This is a genomic window from Mycobacteroides abscessus ATCC 19977, from assembly GCF_000069185.1.
Classification (GTDB): domain Bacteria; phylum Actinomycetota; class Actinomycetes; order Mycobacteriales; family Mycobacteriaceae; genus Mycobacterium; species Mycobacterium abscessus.
In genome coordinates this window covers 13024-30049 of sequence record NC_010397.1, presented here as the reverse complement: position 1 = coordinate 30049, position 17026 = coordinate 13024, and the positions used below count along the sequence as shown (strand labels likewise).

The window sequence follows — 17026 nt, the reverse complement described above, 5'->3', positions numbered from 1 at the left end:
TTCTAGCCGCCCAGCGCGGCGACGCGTCCGGTCACTCCGTTCAGCGCGGCAGCCACCTCGGCTTCCAGCGAGCGCACCAGCGGCTCATCAAGGGGTGCCCCGCAATAGGTGAGCCAGTTGGCGAGCATCCGGTGCCCGCCTTCGGTGAGGATCGACTCGGGATGGAACTGCACCCCGTGAATCGGATGCTCGGTGTGCATGACGCCCATGATCACTCCGCTGGCGGTGCGCGCGATCACCCGCAGACCCTCGGGCACCGTGTCCGGGAGGATGGTCAGTGAGTGATACCTGGTGGCGGTGAACGGGTTTGGCAGGCCGCGCAGCACCCCGGCGTCCTCGTGCTCGACGGTGCTGGTCTTGCCATGCAACAGCTCCGGTGCACGGTCGACGGTGCCGCCGAACGCCACCCCGATCGCCTGATGACCTAGGCAGACCCCCAGCAGCGGGGTACCCGTCTTCGCGCAGGAATGCACCATCGCGATCGACGCGCCCGCGCTCTCGGGTGTACCCGGTCCTGGGCTGATCAGCACACCGTCGAAATCGGCGGCCACCGCGTCGGTGTCTGCCAGCCGCGGGTCGTCGTTGCGCCACACCGTCGCGTCCACGCCGAGCTGGCCCAGATACTGGACCAGGTTGAACACGAAGCTGTCGTAGTTATCGACGACCAGGATGCGCACAGGTCAAGGGTACGGACCCGCGCCAGCCGTTTCCCAGCCGGTTGACCAGCGGGAGCTTCAGTGGCCCTGTAACGGGACGGCACGCCCGGGGCCCACCGCATCGCGGTAGCCGGCGACCTCGAGATGATGGCCGCGAGTCACCGTGTAGCCCAAGCCGAATCTGGCGACGTACTGCCGATACAAGGTCACCAGCGGGGCCGCGTCAAGAGCCGCCTGCATGGCATCCGCATCGCCGATCGCCGTGATCACATAGGGCGGGCTGTAGGTGCGGCCGTGCAGCAGCAGTGTGTTGCCCACGCACCTGGGCACCGAACTCGCCACCAGGCGCTGATCGTCCTGCATCTGAATGGCCTCCGCGCCGGCGCTCCACAAGGCGTTCAGTACGCCCTCGACATCCTGCTGATGCACCACCAGGTCGTCGGGCGACGCATCCCGCGGGAACCGGCCGTATGCGTCCCGTTTGGCGTCGGTGAGCGTCACGACAAGGCCAGGCCCGGTAACGGGCCGCACGCCGGCAGCATCGGCCACCTCGGCGGTCTCGGCGAGCGCAGCCGCCACCTGGCTGTCGCCTCCCGCAGACTGCTCACGCGCGGCGGCCATCTCATTGGCCAGGCCGTCGCGTGTACCGCTGAGCTTGTCGACCGACTTTTGCGTCTCGCGGACCAGGTCCACCAGACGAGGCGACGGGGAGTCACCGCGGCGGATCTCGCTGCCGCCCGAGACCGTGTGCGTCGCGGCCAGGAGAAAGCCGGCGAGGGCACACACCAAAGGCACGCCGAACCGCCAGATCAGGCTTGCACCTCTTCGCGCAAGCGGCTCATCGGGCCCTGAACCTCTTCGCGCAAGCGGCTCATCGGGCCCTGAACCTCTTCGCGCAAGCGGCTCATCGGGCCCTGAACCTCTTCGCGCAAGCGGCTCATCGGGCCCTGAACCTCTTCGCGCAAGCGGCTCATCGGGCCCTGAACCTCTTCGCGCAAGCGGCTCATCGGCGGTCACCAGAGCATTGTCGCAGCACCGCGCTGTAACCTGCGTAAGAACCCATTACTACTCGGCCGCGACGATCACTCGCCGTGCCGCCATATCCGAGATGCTTCCGAGGTAGTCGATGCCCAAGTCCAAGGTCCGTAAGAAGTCAGCGTTCAACGCGACCACCGTTAGCCGTACCCCCGTCAAGGTGAAGGCCGGTCCGTCGAGCGTCTGGTTCGTCGCGTTCTTCCTCACCCTCATGCTCATCGGTCTGGCCTGGCTCATGGTGTTCCAGCTCGCGGCACAGCACATCACGTGGATGCTCGACCTGGGGCCGTGGAACTACGCCATCGCGTTTGCCTTCATGATCACCGGGCTGCTGCTGACCATGCGGTGGCGCTGACAAGCGGCGTGGTTGCTCCCATGCTGTCGTCGGCGCTGTGGAACGCTCTTCGCGCAAGCGGCTCATCGATCTGGTTGGCACGCGTTTCCATCGAGTCCACCCATCAGACACCCAATCACAACGATGTGATTTATCCCCACTGTGGATAACGCCTGTGGATAACTCGACGCCGCCTCCCGTTGAATGGGGCCCGAAACCTGCCGGCATCCTCGCCGTGGCGCTCCTCGGCATCGCCCTCGGTGTTGCCTCGGCGTTGTTTGTGACCGATGCACCGGGACGTCTGCTGGCCGCGCTGGCGGCTCTTGGTCTGCTGATCTTCGCGGCGGTGTCCTGGCGCTGCCGCCCGAAACTGCGTCTCGCCGACGACGGCCTGCAGATGCAGGGCTTGACCCGCCACACGTTGCTGCCGCGCACTGCCGTCGATTCGGTAAAAGTCACCGAGTTCCGCCGTCTGGGACGGCGCACCCGGCTGTTGGAGATCGAATCGGGGGACAGGCTGATCGTGCTGAACCGGTGGGATCTGGGTACCGATCCTCGCGACGTGCACGAAGCACTGCGCGCAGCGCGCTATCCGGCGTGATCTCAACAACGCGCGTATCGTTGCCTTAGGTAATTACTCCTAGGTAAGAGGCGGGCACATGACACGGACCGACGGCGATCAATGGGACATTGTCAGCAGCGTCGGTTTCACGGCCCTGATGGTGTCCTCGTTCCGGGCGCTTGAGACCACCCGGACCGAACCGCTGATCCGCGACGAGTACGCCCGTGCCTTCGTTGAGGCCTCCGGCGAACCTCGTCTCACCGAGGCGCTGGCCGCGGGCACGCCCGAGTCCGAGTGGGACACCGCCACCGTCTACCTGGTCAACCATCTCGCCGTGCGTACCAAGTATTTCGACGAATTCTTCGCGGCTGCAACAGGTTCCGGCATCCAACAGGTAGTGATCCTGGCCGCCGGCCTGGATTCCCGGGTCTACCGGCTGCCCTGGCCCGACGGCACCGTCGTGTACGAGCTCGATCAGCCGAAAGTCCTCGAATTCAAGGATCACGTGCTGCGCGAAGAGCACGCGGTACCGCTGGCCGAGCGGCGCGAGGTCGCCGTGGACCTTCGGGATGACTGGATCGCGGCCCTGCGGACGGCGGGCTTCGACGCCACTAAACCCACTGCCTGGCTCGCCGAGGGTCTGCTGGCATATCTGCCCGGGGCCGCCCAGGACGCGCTGTTCGAGAACATCACCGCGCACTCCGCACCCGGCAGCTTCCTTGCCACCGAATGGCGCAGGCGGCAAGCGACCGCTGGTCAATGGCAGGACGCCGTGAACAAACTCAAGCCGGAATTCATCAAGGACATCAGCATCGGCTCCCTCATCTACGACGATGAGCGCCAGGACCCCATCGAGTGGCTGCGCGAGCATGGCTGGCAGGTCGACACCGCCAACCGGCTTGAGCAGGCCGCCGCCTATGGCAGGCCTGCCCCCAGTGAGCACAGCGACGTCACCTCGCTGTGGTCCGACGCCTACTTCATCACCGCTACCCGATAACAGGCCTCGAGCTCACCCGTTATGAGCCTGCACGGTGCGGCTTGTTCTGCCGTGACTCAACCCGCGTAGGCCAGCACCTTCGCCATGATCAGGGCGACCGAGAGCGCGGCCACCACGGCCGCCAGCACCCACGGTGTCGACGCCTTGCGCGCGAGGTCGGGCATGCCTATGCCCCGGCACACCTCGCGGTAGTACAGCAGCGCGCCCGCGCTGAGCACGCCGAACAGCAGCCCACCCATGTGCCCGGCCAGCGAGATGCCCGGCAGCGAGATGCTCAGGCCGATGTTGAGCAGCAGCACGATGATGATGGTCTGCGGGTTCAGCCGCTCGCGCAGAGACAACACGAGCGCCGCACCCAGCAGGCCATAGATGGCGCCCGATGCTCCTGCTACCACGGCGTTTGGGCTGAGCCACATGGCCGCGGCGCTACTGCCGAGCAATGCGGTGCCATAGATCGCCGCATACCGCTGGCCGCCGAACGCCCGCTCAAGGCCCGGTCCGATCATGGCCAGCGACAGCATGTTGACGGCGATATGCATCAGACCCAGATGCAAGAAGCCCGTCGTGACGGTCCGCCACAGTTCACCCTGGGCCACCCAGGGCAGGTACAACACCAGCTCCCGGAATAGCTGGCTGCCCGTGACATCGCCGCCCACGCCATCGGACACCGTCGCCGTGTACACCAGGACGTTGACGGCAATCAGCGCCCAGGTGATCCAGGCTCGCACCTGCTGCAGCGGCTTGACCTGGCGCACCGACTTGGCGCCCTGCTGGACGCATTCGACACACTGCTGCCCCACGGGCGCCGACCGCATGCAGGCCGGACACACGGGGCGCCCGCACCGCACGCAGCGCACCGCGGTGGCCCGGTCCGGGTGCCAAGCGCACCCGTAGACCGGGACCTGACCGGGATGAGCCATCGAGACCTAGCTGATGGTGATCGAGTTGATCACGACATCCTCGGTGGGACGGTCGCCGCGATCGACGGCGGTGGAGGCGATGGAGTCGACGACCTGCTGTGAGGCGGGGTCCACCACTTCGCCGAAGATGGTGTGGCGGCGGTTCAGGTGCGGGGTCTTGCCCACGGTGATGAAGAACTGCGAGCCGTTGGTGCCCGGTCCGGCGTTGGCCATGGCCAGCAGGTAGGGCTTGTCGAACTGCAGCTCGGGGTGGAACTCGTCGGCGAACTGATATCCCGGGCCGCCGCGTCCGGTGCCGGTGGGGTCACCGCCCTGGATCATGAATCCGTCGATGACCCGGTGGAAGATGGCGCCGTCGTAGAACGGGCCAGCGGCCTCGCCCTTGGCGTTCTTGGTGGAGTACTCCTTGCTGCCGTCGGCCAGGCCGACGAAGTTGGCGACGGTCTTCGGGGCGTGGTTACCGAAGAGCGCGATGACGACGTCGCCGCGGTTGGTGTGCAGGGTTGCGGTGGCTGTCTGGATCGGTGAAGTAGGTGAAGTCACGACGACCACCTTATCCGCGCGGAAAAGACATTCATGCGGATGTTTCGCAACAGCCATCCGGCACGCGGTTCTTTTCCCGCGAGGCATGGCTGTCGGTGCGCAAAGATGGCAATCTGAAGTACCAGTCTTGAACAACCCCAACGAAGGGACCCGCTGACGATGAGCCTGCTGACCAAGTCCGAAGAACCCGCCGTCAAGCTGACCTCCGGTCAGCGTCTGGCCCGGGGGCTCAAGGAAGCGGCCCTGGCACCGATCGACGTGTCACGCGGTACCGCCGGGCTCAGCTTCGGCCTGGCCAAATCGGCGACCAGCGCCGCGGGCCGGCTGCTCCGTCGGGGCAAGGCCGTCTCATCAGAGGTGCAGGACGCCGTCGCCGACGTTGTCGACACCCTCCCTGAGGTGGTCAGCGGCGCCCGCAAGCGCAAGCTGCCCCGCGCACTGACCGGCCTTGCCGTCGTAGGGCTGCTGGGCGCTGGCGCTGTGGCGTTCAGCGTGCTGCGGCGCTCTGGGCAACCCGAGCCGTCACCGCTGGCACCGAGCGTGGATCCGCAACCGCAACCGTAAGGCGACACTCCCGCACCGGGTCAGGTATATGAAGCGGTCAACCAGTCGCGCCCGGCACTCACCTCTCGAGCAATAGCAAGGAATCGCAGCAGGCCCGGTGATTCGCGTTCTCGATGCCACACGAGTTCGACCTCTAGAGCGGGAAGCGCGCTGGTGTCTAGCGGAACCTCGCGGACAGTGCGGGGCAGAAAGGGTTTCATGGACTCGGGGATCAGCGTAAAGCTGTAGTCGTCGGGGAGGACGATGTTACGTAAGCCTGGTGTCATGTCGAGGCGGACAGCATGGGATCCGCCGCCCGCATCGAGCGCCTTGGTGAGGACGGCGTAGTGCTCGGGTGCGTACTTTGGGTCGTAGAACACGAATGTCTGCCCGTCGAAGGCTTCGCCGAGTCGCACTGGGCCAGCTCCCGACGCCGCGGGATTCTTGGGTCGGGTGACGGCAACCAAGGGGTCAGTGCGTAGTCGTTCACGACGAAATTCCGGTCGGACAGGCATGGTGTGCGCGATCACGAGGTCCAGCTCACCGTCGAGTAATCCTGCGTCGAGCTGGGCGGGCCAGAGTTCCCTGGAGTCGAGCCGCAGCCCGGGGTATGCGGCTGTTGATGCTTCGCGCAGGCGCGGAATCGTATCGTAGGCCCCGGACAGGATGTACCCGACCGCGAGTTCGCCCGCCTCTCCCGTCGCGGTACTGCGCGTCGCCGTGACAAGGTTGTCGACAGACGAGAGAACCTCCCGCGCGTGTTCGACGAATACGGCACCCGCCGCGGTGAGGGAGACCGGGCGGCGGGTGAACAGCGATGTCCCTAGTCGCCGCTCGAGTTCACGGATCTGTCGACTAAGCGGAGGCTGAGTCATGTGGAGCGCGTCCGCAGCCCGCTGCATGCCACCGTGATCTGCTACTGCCACCACGTAACGCAGCCAACGCAACTCGATCTCCATACCTTCAAGGTATCGAGTTCGCTCCGGATGGGTCTTCGACCCGTGGCCTGCGGACGCGCAGAGTTGAAGCCGTGAAGAATTCAGCACAGGGGCCCGCGAGCGGTTCGGCACGTACGCTGCCTCGGTCCGTCGTCGCTCTGCTCGCCATCGCAACCGCGACTTCCGTCGCCGTCGCCTATTACAGCCAGCCCTTGCTCGATGCGATCGGGACCGATCTCGGTATCCCAGCCACAGTCGCTCCGCTGATTGTGACACTCACGCAACTCGGGTTCGCGGCGAGCCTGTTCCTCATTCTCCCGCTCGGCGACATGCTCAATCGTCGGCGGCTCATCGTCGGTCTGAGCGTCCTCTCCGCTCTTGTGCTCGGACTCACCGCACTCGCGCCAACCGGCACCTGGGTTCTGTGGCTTTCGCCGCTTGTCGGCGCGATGGCCGTGGTCGCCCAGCTACTTGTCGCACTTACTGCCACACTCGCGCCCGCCGAGCAACGAGGCAGGGTCGTCGGAACCGTGATGAGTGGTCTCCTCATCGGAATCCTGCTCGCACGAACAGCAGCCGGACTCATTGCCGACCTTGCGGGCTGGCGCGCCGTCTATGTCACGGCCGCGACGAGCATGCTAGCCGTTGCCGCCGCGCTTGCCCGACGACTGCCATCGGAGGAATCCGCCGGTACCACCAGGAACTACATTCGTCTGCTGGGCTCCGTGCTGGACCTCGTCTACCAACAGAAAGTACTGCGGACGCGCATGCTCTTCGGCGCGATCGCCTTCGCACAATTCAGCGTCTTGTGGACGGCACTCACAAGCCTGCTCTCTGGGGAGCCTTACGGCTATTCCGAAGGCGTGATCGGGTTGTTCGGCGTCATCGGCGCAGCCGGCGCACTGGGTGCACGATTCGCCGGGAAGCTCGCGGACAGCGGGCGGTCAGCGACGACCACACTGGGCGCCGCGATCACGATGCTCGTCTCGTGGCCCGCACTCCTCTTCGGAGGAGACGACCTCATCGCACTTGTGCTGGGGATCCTCCTACTCGACTTCGGTGTCCAGGCGATGCACGTCACGAACCAGAGTCAGATATACGCACTCCCCGGCGACGCGCGTTCACGCATCACCTCGGCGTACATGACCGCATACTTCGCAGGCGGGGCGCTCGGCTCCGCTGCGGTCTCGGTCGCTGGCAGTAGATGGGGATGGACGGGGGTTTGCACTGTCGGAGCGGGGTTCGCGCTCCTCCAACTCCTGACTGCGGCACTACGGCCACGCGAATCAAGCCAAGCAATAGGAGCACTGAGCGTCTGCTCGCAGGACAAGAATTTGTGGAGCCTAGGAGAATCGAACTCCTGACATCTACCTTGCAAAGGTAGCGCTCTACCAACTGAGCTAAGGCCCCTCACCTGCTGCTGTATGCCACACTTCCATGTTGTTGCGGGCCACGGCGAGTGCTGCCGCGTAGGCCACGCCCAACAAAGCGAGTACCAGCAGCAGCACTCTCACGTGGTGGACCTCCCAACAAGTGTGGTGGGGCTAGGAGGACTCGAACCTCCGACCTCTTCGTTATCAGCGAAGCGCTCTAACCGCCTGAGCTATAGCCCCTGAGCCGAACGCAGAGATTACCCCACGGATGGGTTGCATCCCAAACCGTTAGTCACGATCGGCCAATGTGATCTCGATGCCTCCGACAAGATCGGTGGTCAAGTTGTAGATGAACGCACCAATGGTCGCGGCCGCGGTCATCAGGACGATATTCACCAAACCGATCAGCAGCGCGGTACCGAAGATGGTGCCGCTGGACACCAGCTCACCGCCGCCGCTGTTGGTGATGAGCTCACCCACGTTCTCGTTGAGCTTCGACCACACACCCATCGCGCCGAGCACCAGATACAGCATGGCGACGGCGATCATCCAGACGAAGAAGAACACCACCGACAGCACCAGCGACACCTTGAGCGTCGCCCACGGATCGATGCGCCGGATCTGCATGGCCGCACGCAGCGGACCCCGCCGCGACGGGCCCACGGTAACTGCCGAACCGCCTTGTGCCGCATCACTTCTGCGGGGCGGACGGGGGACCGGCCCGGACAGATCCGGCAGGTCTTCGTTCTTGAGAGCGCTCTTGGAGGCGCGCACCGGCTCTTGCGCGCCGGACTCGCCCCACGGAGTGCCCGCGCGGGGCGGCTCGGGCCGATCGGCCCTCTCGGATCTTTCGGGGCGCTCCGGCACCTCGTCGTACGGTTCGGGCTCCGGATCCGCCTCAGCCCGCGCAGGCGGGGTGGTGAATCCGGCCGGTGCGGCCGTTCCGGAGATGAATCTGCTGAGCCGGGCATCCAGTCCTGCGGACGGACGGCCACTGGGGCGCGGGGCCGATGTCGGCGCCGTAGGAGGGGCCGAAGCGTCGTCCACAATCGGGATGATCTCGGTCGGTGCGCCACCGGGGCGCGGCTCGCGGTCGGGAATCCGCTGCGGGCCGGTAGCGGCGGCGTGTGAACCACGCCGCCGCTCCGCCCGCTGCCAGGGAGGCAAGTCCGCCTGGTCCACGGGGCGTTCGTTTGCGCCAGACTCCCCCGGATCGTTCGGTGAACTCACCTACAGCTCCTTACTCGCCTGCGGTCGTGCCGGCTGCATCCTCATCGGGGTCAGCATCTCCCTCATCGGCATTATGCGCGATCGCCAAAAGGGTGTCGCCCTCGCCGAGGTTCATCAGCCGCACGCCCTTGGTTTGGCGGCCGGCCTTGCGGACCTGCTTCGCGATGGTGCGGATGACGCCTCCGCCGGAGGTGATGGCGTACAGCTCGGATTCCTCGTCCACGACGAGCGCACCCACCAGGGAGCCACGGCGCGGGTCGTACTGAACCGTCAGCACACCCTTACCGCCACGTCCCTGTACTGGGTACTCCTCGATGGCGGTGCGCTTGGAGTAACCGCCCGAAGTGGCCACCAGCAGGTAGGTGCCCTCACGGACGACGTTGAGCGACAACAAGTCGTCCTCGCCGTTGAAGCGCATGCCCTGCACACCGGAAGTGGCGCGGCCCATCGGCCGCAACGCCTCGTCGGTGGCACTGAATCGGATGGACTGCCCATGGGCCGAGACCAGCAGCAGATCGTCCTCGGCCGAGCACAGCACCGCACCCACCAACTCGTCGCCGTCACGCAGGTTGACGGCCACCAGGCCACCGCTGCGGTTGGAGTCGAACTCGGTGAGTTTGGACTTCTTGACCAAGCCGTTCTTGGTGGCGAGCACCAGGTATGGCGCGTCCTCGTAGCTCTTGATCTGGATGACCTGCGCGATGCGCTCTTCCGGCTGGAAGGCCAGCAGATTGGCGACGTGCTGGCCGCGCGCGGTGCGGGCAGCCTCGGGCAAGTCATACGCCTTGGCGCGATAGACGCGGCCCTTGGTGGTGAAGAACAGGATCCAGTCATGCGTCGAGCACACAAAGAAGTGCTTGACGATGTCATCCTGCTTCAGGCCGGCACCCTGCACGCCCTTGCCACCGCGCTTCTGGCTGCGGTACAGGTCGGTCTTGGTGCGCTTGGCGTACCCGGTTTCGGTGATGGTGACGACGACGTCCTCACGCGCGATGAGGTCCTCGTCGGCGACGTCCCCGTCCGCCGAGATGATGCGGGTCCGGCGGTCGTCGCCGTACTTCTCGGTGATCTCGGCGAGTTCGTCCTTGACGATGGCGCGCTGACGTTCCGGCTTGGCCAGGATGTCCTCGAGGTCGGCGATCTCGGCCTCGATCTTGGCGAGGTCGTCGATGATCTTCTGCCGCTCCAGGGCCGCCAGGCGACGCAGCTGCATGTCGAGGATGGCCTGGGCCTGGATCTCATCGACGTCCAGCAACTCGATCAGGCCCGTGCGGGCGATGTCCACCGTCTGCGACGCCCGAATCAACGCGATCACTTCATCAAGGGCGTCAAGGGCTTTGACCAAACCGCGCAAGATGTGCGCGCGCTCGTTCGCCTTGCGCAACCGGTACCGGGTGCGCCGAATGATGACGTCCAACTGGTGATTGACGTAGAGCCGGATCAACTGGTCCAGACGCAGCGTGCGCGGCACGCCGTCGACGATCGACAGCATGTTCGCACCAAAGCTGGTCTGCAGCTGGGTGTGCTTGTAGAGGTTGTTCAGCACCACCTTGGCCACGGCATCGCGCTTGAGTACCACCACGATTCGCAGGCCGACACGATCGGAGCTCTGGTCCTCGATGTTGGAGATGCCCGCAATCTTGCCGTCGCGCACCTGCTCGGCGATGGAGGTGATGAAGTTGTCGTGGTTGACCTGGTACGGCAGCTCGGTGATCACCAAAGACGTTCTGCCCTTGGAGTCTTCCTCGATCTCGGCCACACCCCGCATCCGGATGGAGCCACGGCCCGTGGTGTAGGCGTCGTGAATACCCTGCGTCCCAACGATCAATCCCGACGTCGGGAAGTCGGGACCGGTGATCTTTTCGCAGACCGCCTTGAGAGTGGTCTCCTCGTCCGCCTCGTGGTTGTCCAACGCCCAGTAGACGGCTTCGGCCAACTCACGCAGGTTGTGCGGCGGCATGTTGGTGGCCATACCGACGGCGATACCGCCCGAACCGTTGGCCAGCAGGTTCGGAAACCGGCTCGGCAACACCGTCGGCTCCATGACGCGGCCGTCGTAGTTCGGAATGAAATCGACTGTTTCCTCATCGATTTCACGCAACATCTCCATGGCCAGCGGCGTGAGCCGAGCCTCGGTGTAACGCATGGCGGCCGCCGGGTCGTTACCCGGTGAGCCGAAGTTGCCCTGTCCGTCCACCAGCGGGTAGCGCAGCGACCAAGGCTGGGCCATACGCACGAGGGTGTCGTAGATGGACGCGTCACCGTGGGGGTGATAGTTACCCATGGTCTCGGCAACCGAGCGCGCCGACTTGGCATGGCTGCGGTCGGGGCGGAAGCCGGAGTCATACATCGCGTACAGGACGCGGCGGTGCACTGGCTTGAGGCCATCGCGGACCTCGGGGAGGGCGCGGCCCACGATCACACTCATGGCGTAATCGATGTAGCTGCGCTGCATCTCCTGCTGGATGTCTACCGGTTCGATGCGGTCGACGGCGTCATCACCGCCGGGGGGCAGCGTTGTGTCAGTCATGTGCTCCTCGTTCATGCTCCGCCCGGAGAAAGCCGGGCAACCTCACCAGCCTAGTCACTTGGCCGGCGGCTTTCCCGGATGCGGCCCCGTGCGTCGTTCTCAGCGGCTTTAGATGCCCATATCCGAAGTATCCGGTACTGTTTGTTACGGATGTGTGCGCCGCAACGGGGCGGCCAGAACCGAATGGGAGCTGCCGATCATGACCACTCTGACGTCCGATTTCACCGATGAGTCAACTGGCGAGCGCCTGCGGCGCTGGGCCGACGAGTGGCGGCGCATGGCGGCCGTCGCGGTATCCAGCGCCGACGGTCCCAAGACCGGGATGGTGTACGACATCGTCGGGCCCCAGAACCTGTTCGGCGAGGAATCGCTCTTTATCAACTTTGGGTACTGGCGCGACCATCCGACGACCCTGGATGAGGCCAGCCGCGATCTCGCCCGCCTGGTTGCCTCCAGCGCCGGGTTCACCGCTTCGGATGTCGTGGTCGACTGCGGGTGTGGCTACGGCGATCAGGACATTCTGTGGGCCAACGAGTTCAAGGTGAAGAAGATCACCGGGGTCAACATCGCCGAGGAGCAGATCGCGATCTCCACCGAGCGCGTGGCCGAGGCGGGCCTGTCCGACACCATCTCCTATGTCAAGGCCTCGGCGACCGACCTGCCGTTTGAGAACGAGTCCTGCACCAAGGTGGTGGCGCTGGAATCAGCGTTCCATTTCCCGTCGCGCATCGACTTTTTCCGTGAGGCGTTGCGGGTGCTCAAACCCGGCGGGCGTATGGTGACGGCGGACATCGTTCCGCGCCGCACCGCACTCACCGCGTTCGCGCGCAGCCAGGTGGCGCGGCGCGGTTGGCAGGGAGCCCCGGCGAACGCGGTGCCATGGGCGGTCGACGTACAAGGATACCGTGACTTGTTGCTGGACATGGGCTTTGCGCGCTCCGAGACATGGTCGATTGCCAATGATGTCTATCCGCCGCTGTCCAAGTTCCTCGGTAAGCGGCTGCGGCAACCGGATATGAAACACGTCAATCCGTTGCTGCGGGCCCAGTTCAACTCGGTGGGTATGCGGTTGTTCTCGTTGCACTCGGACTACATCGTGGCGGTGGCACACAAGGCGTAGATCGCCTCAGTGCAACGTCTTTCCCTCGGCCAGTAACTCGACATACTGCGCGATACGCCGGGCGCGGGTCTCCGGCTTCTTGATGGTGGTGAGCCGAAACAGGAACGGCCACCGCGCCGTCTTGTTCAGGGAGTCGAAGAACGCCAAGGCTCCGGGCTCGGATTCGAGGGCGCGCGCGAAGTCCCCGGGCACCTCGATGGTGGCTTGTGAACTATAGGCGGCGTCCCAACGACCATCGGCCTTGGCGGCGTCGACTTCGCGTTGACCTGCGGGTCTGATGCGGCCCTCTGTGGCGAGTCGCTCGATGTGGCCGACGTTGATCTTCGACCAGGTGCTGCGGGGACGCCGCGGAGTGAACATGCGCAAGGTGTACTGCTCGTCGAGTGACCTGGCCTGGCCATCGATCCACCCGAAGCACAACGCTTCTTCCAAGGCTTCCTTGTGGTTGAGGCTGGCAATGCCGCTGGCCTTCTTGGCCATCTTGATCCAGACGCCGGGGGAGTCCTCGTGGTTCTGTTCCAGCCATGCTTCCCAGTCCCGTTGGGAGGCAAAGTAGATGGTGGGGCGATCGGCGGCCATGTGGTCACTCTATGGGTGTGCGGTGACACTGCTTAGAAGGTCCAACTGCCTTCTGGGCGGAGGACGAAGCCGTGGTTTCCCCGAGTGTTGATACACGCAACGAGGCGATCACCGCCGACAGCGCAAACCATGTCACCGTCTATCAGCTTTTCGTTCCTATTCAGCTTTTCGTCAGCGTACGGCGGGCACTGGACAGTTGTACTTGAAAAACTGTACTGATCCCAGCCGCTCACCACGGTGCATCCCGCCCCATTTCCGCCCTCCGATCTTGGAGCACCTGGAAGGTCCCCTCTGCACCCCGAACTAGAACCACTGGCCATAGTGCAGCTGATCAATCCGTCGGCCGTAACAAAGCTTGAATACAGACCGCCTCGGGACTGATGCCGAAAGGGCGCCGGGTCGACAGCCCTGAATCCACTGAGATCCGGAAACCCCTGCGGCGGTTGGCCCGCGGCTTCCGGCGCCGGAATCGCTTGGCATGCGATTGCAGCCGCTGCAATGACGATGCCCGCCGTCAGTCGCCCGATCGTCATCATGACTTCTCCTAGGAATTCGGTTGAAATATCGGCACCGACGTTTGATACGTAACAGGAGGGTATGCACCCCGGACACCCGGGACATCTCGCCAAATACTGACACGGGTGTCTACGACATCGGCGCGCAGCGCTGGATCCCAGTGAACCCCGGTCGGAAGAGCTGCGTAAGGCGCGCCTCCGGGCCACGGAGTCTTCCCAGCAGGCAGTAGGTCGGTAACTGGCCTGGCCTGCAGCAGACCCTCGGGAGTTGCCGCGCTAATTGCACCGACTGCCATATTGCGGCCTTCCGCTGGGGCATAGTCGTCGGCTCCAAACAGCGCAACGCCGCCATGCGGCAACGCGACCAGACTGCTCTCACGCGATCCCGGCAGACTCGGAACGTCGCCTTGATACCGCAGTGTTTTCACCCAATCGTTCGGATGATTGGGATCGACCGGATCCGACCGCCACATACCCCGGGCCGTGTCGCCGCTCCCATCACCATGGTTTCCAACGACATACATTCTTCCCGATGCCTTGTCGTAAACGATGCTTCCCTGGTAGACCTTGCTGCCATCCACACCCTGCAACTTGCCCAGACTTTGGGGCGGCTGCCTCGTAACGTCGTATGCCTCAGTTTGAGTGACATACACGCTCTTTCCGTTTTTGGTTTGATTTTCTGCCCACGCAGGATCATCCGGAGGCCTACTTACAAGAGCTATCCTCTCGCCATTCGGACCTACCGTCGTCCCGGTCGGAAGCGTTCGATATGGGTCGTTGGCGTCCATATCCGCAAAGTGGTGGTCTCGGGGTGGGTGCGGCACTCGTGGAGACCCATCCGCATTGTTGTCCGCCGGGTCCCCCCACACGGAATCCGGAACCGGCCTACCGGTTTTCGGGTCAATCACCACGTTCCCGTTCTCATCCAGCATCGGAAGGGGGTTCCCGTTTTCATCCAGGAACGTGTAGCCGAGGTCATAGTCTTCCTGCTCGATCGGTCCCAGTGGTTTCGCTGGCCCCATGATCTTCGGGTGGTTCGGGTCTCCACTGAAGTCCGTATTGCCATCCGGCCCTTCAAGATGGAAATTGCTTAAATCTTGCGCGATTTCGTGTAGCTTCCGAGCGATCGCGTTATCCGTCGCCACTAGCTCCTGCGCCCGGGTGTGCAAAATCCCCTGCAGCCACCTCCGACGTATTGCCCTCTTCAGACGGTCCAAGCCCGAATGTGACCGTCGCTCCGTGACTGATAGGTCCTCGTTCACGTTGAAGTCTTCGTCCTCGGGATCGTGGACCGCATAGACGGCCTTGTCCTTCGCGCCCTTCAACTGTTGTTCGGAAGATTCCGCAACCTGCTTGGCAGACTTCAATTTGTCTACCTTTGGCCGAGTTTTGTCGATATAGCTTTTCAGCCGCGTCCGAAACGCCTCGACAAACTGGCCGGACCCCCGCAGCCCGTCCAGCAGCCCCTGCGCACCGTTGACTGCGGTGTCGAGCTGCGTAGCTTGGTCCCCCCACGTCTTGGCCGCAGCCCCAAGGTGGTCGGTCCGCCAGTTAAGAATTTCTGATTTCGTCGGCATTGGCGTGGCCTACATATTCTGTGGGCCGGAGGAATGGATGTTGGCCGCGTTGTTCTGATCCATGCTCTCGAAAGCTTGAACCGCGCGGCCTAAGAACGCTGCGGCATCCTGAAGAAGCGCACCGTATTCCTTAGCGACATGGTCACCGGATGCCGATACGGCGGACACAGCCGCAACGGACTTTTCCGGGCCCGCACTCTCCGCAGCAGGTGCGCCGGCGGGGACTAAATGGTCACCCAGACCCTTCAGACCCTGGACCACCTGCCGAGCACGATCAAGATCTATGTTCAATCCCATTGGTTGCCCCTCTCCGTCAGCGGAACCTCTGGAATTGGTAAAAGTCGTCCTCATCAAGATCCGTTGGTGGCGGCACAGGCGGCCTCACCTGGGCCTGGGCATCTTGCTGCGGCGGCGCCGTCGCACGCCGATCAATCTCGGCGATGGCTTCGCGTCCGGCCGCCTCAATATCCATCACACTACGATCTGCGACACTACGAATCAGGTCGAGCTCACGTTGTAGCTCCTGTTCATCACTCATCAGCTCTCACCTCCTGATCCTGGTCAGAATTCACCTCTCATTGTGCTCCGACGTGACGAACTCCCGATTGGTTCCGTCTTTCTGCCAGATTTGCTTGGCGCCGCTACGGGCATTCCGCGAGTAACAAGTACGTTGTCCACACCATGTGGAACGGCGATGAGCTTCAGCTCGATGAATACCTGGCCTTTATCGGCTTCGACGGCGATCGGTCGCCGACGCTGGAGACCCTGCGCCGCCTGCAACGCGGCCACGTCTTGAACATCAAGTGGGAGAACCTTGATGCGGTGCTGCATAAGCATGTCGCACTGGATATCCCGGCCGTTCAGGCCAAGCTGTTGCGGAGCCCGCGCGGCGGCTACTGCTACGAGCACGTCGCCCTCTTTGGAGCCGTCCTGCAGCGCCTCGGCTTCGACTTCTACGGCATTCAGGGCCGGGTGCAGATGGGCGCCACAACAATTCGCCCTGCCACCCACGGCATGCTCGTCGTTCGGCTTGCCGCAGAGCAATGGCTGTGCGACGTCGGATTTGGCACCAGCCCCCTGGCGCCGATCCGCCTCGTCGACGAAGCCGTCGTCGCCGATGAGTCCTGGACCTACCGACTGCGGCGCGGTGAGGTAACCCCAGGTGCCGACGGATGGACACTCTCCGAAGCCGCAGGAGACGGGTCCGAACCCGGGTGGCTCAGCCGGCATACCTTTGTACTGGAGCCGCAATACCCGATCGACTACCGAGCCGCGAGCTATTTCGTTGCCTCAAGCCCTCATTCACCTTTCAGCACAAGAGCTTTCGTACAGCAGATCAGCCCGGACCATGCATACATCTTGGACCACCGGGAACTCCACGAAATCCAGCCCGGGGTGGGGCGAAAGACCCGGCAGCTGACGCCCGCTGAGGTGCTGGCCACGCTCCGAGAAATATTCGGCATCGAGCTGGGCGCGGATGATTCCACTTTGCTGTTGGAGCGGCTGGCCGAGCAGTAGCCTCCGCACACGACCGAAACCATCGCGTCGAGCTCGCCGGACATCGATCAGCTGCT

19 protein-coding genes and 2 tRNA genes are annotated in these 17026 nt (G+C 64.0%); 7 read left to right on the top strand and 14 right to left on the bottom strand.

The genetic code is table 11. The annotated features are described in order from the left end of the window. Window positions 1-2: 2 nt before the first annotated feature. Genes MAB_RS00315 through MAB_RS00305 form a run of 3 tightly spaced genes read right to left on the bottom strand, consistent with a single transcriptional unit; the run spans window position 3 to window position 1663 of the window. Window positions 3-677: an aminodeoxychorismate/anthranilate synthase component II gene (locus MAB_RS00315; RefSeq protein ID WP_005064460.1), complete on the bottom strand. Its 675-nt coding sequence runs from the start codon at window positions 675-677 to the stop codon at window positions 3-5. Window positions 678-734: 57 nt separating this feature from the next. After that, window positions 735-1451 (bottom strand): DUF881 domain-containing protein, encoded by a 717-nt coding sequence (locus MAB_RS00310; protein ID WP_005064465.1) that lies wholly within the window; start codon window positions 1449-1451, stop codon window positions 735-737. A gap of 14 nt (window positions 1452-1465) precedes the next feature. Beyond that, the gene (locus tag MAB_RS00305; RefSeq protein ID WP_012296263.1) at window positions 1466-1663 is read right to left on the bottom strand and encodes a hypothetical protein; all 198 of its coding nucleotides are present in this window, start codon (window positions 1661-1663) and stop codon (window positions 1466-1468) included. A 119-nt stretch (window positions 1664-1782) separates the two neighbouring features. Here MAB_RS00305 and crgA point away from each other — a divergent pair, with 119 nt between their 5' ends. From crgA to MAB_RS00290, 3 genes are all read left to right on the top strand, one after another. Continuing rightward, entirely contained in the window at window positions 1783-2046 is a 264-nt protein-coding gene (gene crgA, locus MAB_RS00300) for a cell division protein CrgA (protein ID WP_005082859.1), read from the top strand. 154 nt (window positions 2047-2200) lie between these two features. Beyond that, on the top strand, window positions 2201-2626 hold the full coding sequence (locus MAB_RS00295; protein ID WP_005112818.1) for a PH domain-containing protein: 426 nt from the start codon (window positions 2201-2203) through the stop codon (window positions 2624-2626). A gap of 58 nt (window positions 2627-2684) precedes the next feature. Continuing rightward, window positions 2685-3584: a class I SAM-dependent methyltransferase gene (locus tag MAB_RS00290; protein WP_005082857.1), complete on the top strand. Its 900-nt coding sequence runs from the start codon at window positions 2685-2687 to the stop codon at window positions 3582-3584. 56 nt (window positions 3585-3640) lie between these two features. On the opposite strand, the gene MAB_RS00285 is transcribed toward MAB_RS00290, so the two are convergent. Both MAB_RS00285 and MAB_RS00280 read right to left on the bottom strand, forming a co-directional pair. Further along, a complete protein-coding gene (locus MAB_RS00285) occupies window positions 3641-4384 on the bottom strand; it encodes a rhomboid family intramembrane serine protease (protein ID WP_005112817.1) in 744 nt (247 codons plus the stop codon). A gap of 126 nt (window positions 4385-4510) precedes the next feature. Next, entirely contained in the window at window positions 4511-5047 is a 537-nt protein-coding gene (locus MAB_RS00280) for a peptidylprolyl isomerase (protein WP_005116126.1), read from the bottom strand. Between the two features lie 159 nt (window positions 5048-5206). Here MAB_RS00280 and cwsA point away from each other — a divergent pair, with 159 nt between their 5' ends. Next, the gene (gene cwsA, locus MAB_RS00275; RefSeq protein WP_005072151.1) at window positions 5207-5611 is read left to right on the top strand and encodes a cell wall synthesis protein CwsA; all 405 of its coding nucleotides are present in this window, start codon (window positions 5207-5209) and stop codon (window positions 5609-5611) included. Window positions 5612-5631: 20 nt separating this feature from the next. Here cwsA and MAB_RS00270 read toward each other — a convergent pair whose 3' ends face one another. Further along, the gene (locus MAB_RS00270) at window positions 5632-6549 is read right to left on the bottom strand and encodes a LysR family transcriptional regulator (protein WP_005112815.1); all 918 of its coding nucleotides are present in this window, start codon (window positions 6547-6549) and stop codon (window positions 5632-5634) included. Window positions 6550-6620: 71 nt separating this feature from the next. On the opposite strand from MAB_RS00270, the gene MAB_RS00265 reads away from it, so the two are divergent. Continuing rightward, window positions 6621-7892 (top strand): MFS transporter, encoded by a 1272-nt coding sequence (locus MAB_RS00265; protein WP_012296261.1) that lies wholly within the window; start codon window positions 6621-6623, stop codon window positions 7890-7892. On the opposite strand, the gene MAB_RS00260 is transcribed toward MAB_RS00265, so the two are convergent. The 4 genes from MAB_RS00260 to gyrA all read right to left on the bottom strand — a co-directional run bounded on the left by MAB_RS00260 (window position 7866) and on the right by gyrA (window position 11661). Next, window positions 7866-7938: transfer RNA gene (locus tag MAB_RS00260), tRNA-Ala, on the bottom strand. The two genes, MAB_RS00265 and MAB_RS00260, sit on opposite strands and share 27 nt — an antisense overlap. A gap of 126 nt (window positions 7939-8064) precedes the next feature. Further along, window positions 8065-8141 (bottom strand) — tRNA-Ile (locus tag MAB_RS00255). 48 nt (window positions 8142-8189) lie between these two features. Further along, window positions 8190-9131, bottom strand: a complete 942-nt coding sequence (locus MAB_RS00250; protein ID WP_005098607.1) for a DUF3566 domain-containing protein — start codon at window positions 9129-9131, stop codon at window positions 8190-8192. 10 nt (window positions 9132-9141) lie between these two features. Then, on the bottom strand, window positions 9142-11661 hold the full coding sequence (gyrA, locus tag MAB_RS00245) for a DNA gyrase subunit A (protein ID WP_005064494.1): 2520 nt from the start codon (window positions 11659-11661) through the stop codon (window positions 9142-9144). 154 nt (window positions 11662-11815) lie between these two features. On the opposite strand from gyrA, the gene MAB_RS00240 reads away from it, so the two are divergent. After that, window positions 11816-12781, top strand: coding sequence for an SAM-dependent methyltransferase (locus MAB_RS00240; RefSeq protein WP_005095959.1), 966 nt, complete (start codon window positions 11816-11818; stop codon window positions 12779-12781). A gap of 6 nt (window positions 12782-12787) precedes the next feature. Here MAB_RS00240 and MAB_RS00235 read toward each other — a convergent pair whose 3' ends face one another. The 4 genes from MAB_RS00235 to MAB_RS00220 all read right to left on the bottom strand — a co-directional run bounded on the left by MAB_RS00235 (window position 12788) and on the right by MAB_RS00220 (window position 15990). After that, window positions 12788-13360 (bottom strand): YdeI/OmpD-associated family protein, encoded by a 573-nt coding sequence (locus MAB_RS00235; RefSeq protein ID WP_005082850.1) that lies wholly within the window; start codon window positions 13358-13360, stop codon window positions 12788-12790. Between the two features lie 544 nt (window positions 13361-13904). Further along, window positions 13905-15452 carry a hypothetical protein gene (locus MAB_RS00230; RefSeq protein ID WP_005082849.1) on the bottom strand — a complete coding sequence of 516 codons (1548 nt, stop codon included), beginning with the start codon at window positions 15450-15452 and terminating at the stop codon, window positions 13905-13907. Between the two features lie 9 nt (window positions 15453-15461). Continuing rightward, window positions 15462-15749, bottom strand: a complete 288-nt coding sequence (locus MAB_RS00225; protein ID WP_005087673.1) for a hypothetical protein — start codon at window positions 15747-15749, stop codon at window positions 15462-15464. A 16-nt stretch (window positions 15750-15765) separates the two neighbouring features. After that, window positions 15766-15990, bottom strand: a complete 225-nt coding sequence (locus MAB_RS00220; protein ID WP_005082847.1) for a hypothetical protein — start codon at window positions 15988-15990, stop codon at window positions 15766-15768. Window positions 15991-16133: 143 nt separating this feature from the next. Here MAB_RS00220 and MAB_RS00215 point away from each other — a divergent pair, with 143 nt between their 5' ends. Then, window positions 16134-16970, top strand: coding sequence for an arylamine N-acetyltransferase family protein (locus MAB_RS00215; protein WP_005082846.1), 837 nt, complete (start codon window positions 16134-16136; stop codon window positions 16968-16970). The last annotated feature ends 56 nt before the right edge of the window (window positions 16971-17026 follow it).

Bases quoted from the DNA above. Each gene is read 5' to 3' on its own strand.
- MAB_RS00305 (WP_012296263.1), bottom strand. From the start codon at position 1,663: ATGAGCCGCTTGCGCGAAGAGGTTCAGGGCCCGATGAGCCGCTTGCGC.
- MAB_RS00225 (WP_005087673.1), bottom strand. From the start codon at position 15,749: ATGGGATTGAACATAGATCTTGATCGTGCTCGGCAGGTGGTCCAGGGT.
- MAB_RS00230 (WP_005082849.1), bottom strand. From the start codon at position 15,452: ATGCCGACGAAATCAGAAATTCTTAACTGGCGGACCGACCACCTTGGG.
- MAB_RS00235 (WP_005082850.1), bottom strand. From the start codon at position 13,360: ATGGCCGCCGATCGCCCCACCATCTACTTTGCCTCCCAACGGGACTGG.
- gyrA (WP_005064494.1), bottom strand. From the start codon at position 11,661: ATGACTGACACAACGCTGCCCCCCGGCGGTGATGACGCCGTCGACCGC.
- crgA (WP_005082859.1), top strand. From the start codon at position 1,783: ATGCCCAAGTCCAAGGTCCGTAAGAAGTCAGCGTTCAACGCGACCACC.
- MAB_RS00270 (WP_005112815.1), bottom strand. From the start codon at position 6,549: ATGGAGATCGAGTTGCGTTGGCTGCGTTACGTGGTGGCAGTAGCAGAT.
- cwsA (WP_005072151.1), top strand. From the start codon at position 5,207: ATGAGCCTGCTGACCAAGTCCGAAGAACCCGCCGTCAAGCTGACCTCC.
- MAB_RS00215 (WP_005082846.1), top strand. From the start codon at position 16,134: ATGTGGAACGGCGATGAGCTTCAGCTCGATGAATACCTGGCCTTTATC.
- MAB_RS00290 (WP_005082857.1), top strand. From the start codon at position 2,685: ATGACACGGACCGACGGCGATCAATGGGACATTGTCAGCAGCGTCGGT.
- MAB_RS00220 (WP_005082847.1), bottom strand. From the start codon at position 15,990: ATGAGTGATGAACAGGAGCTACAACGTGAGCTCGACCTGATTCGTAGT.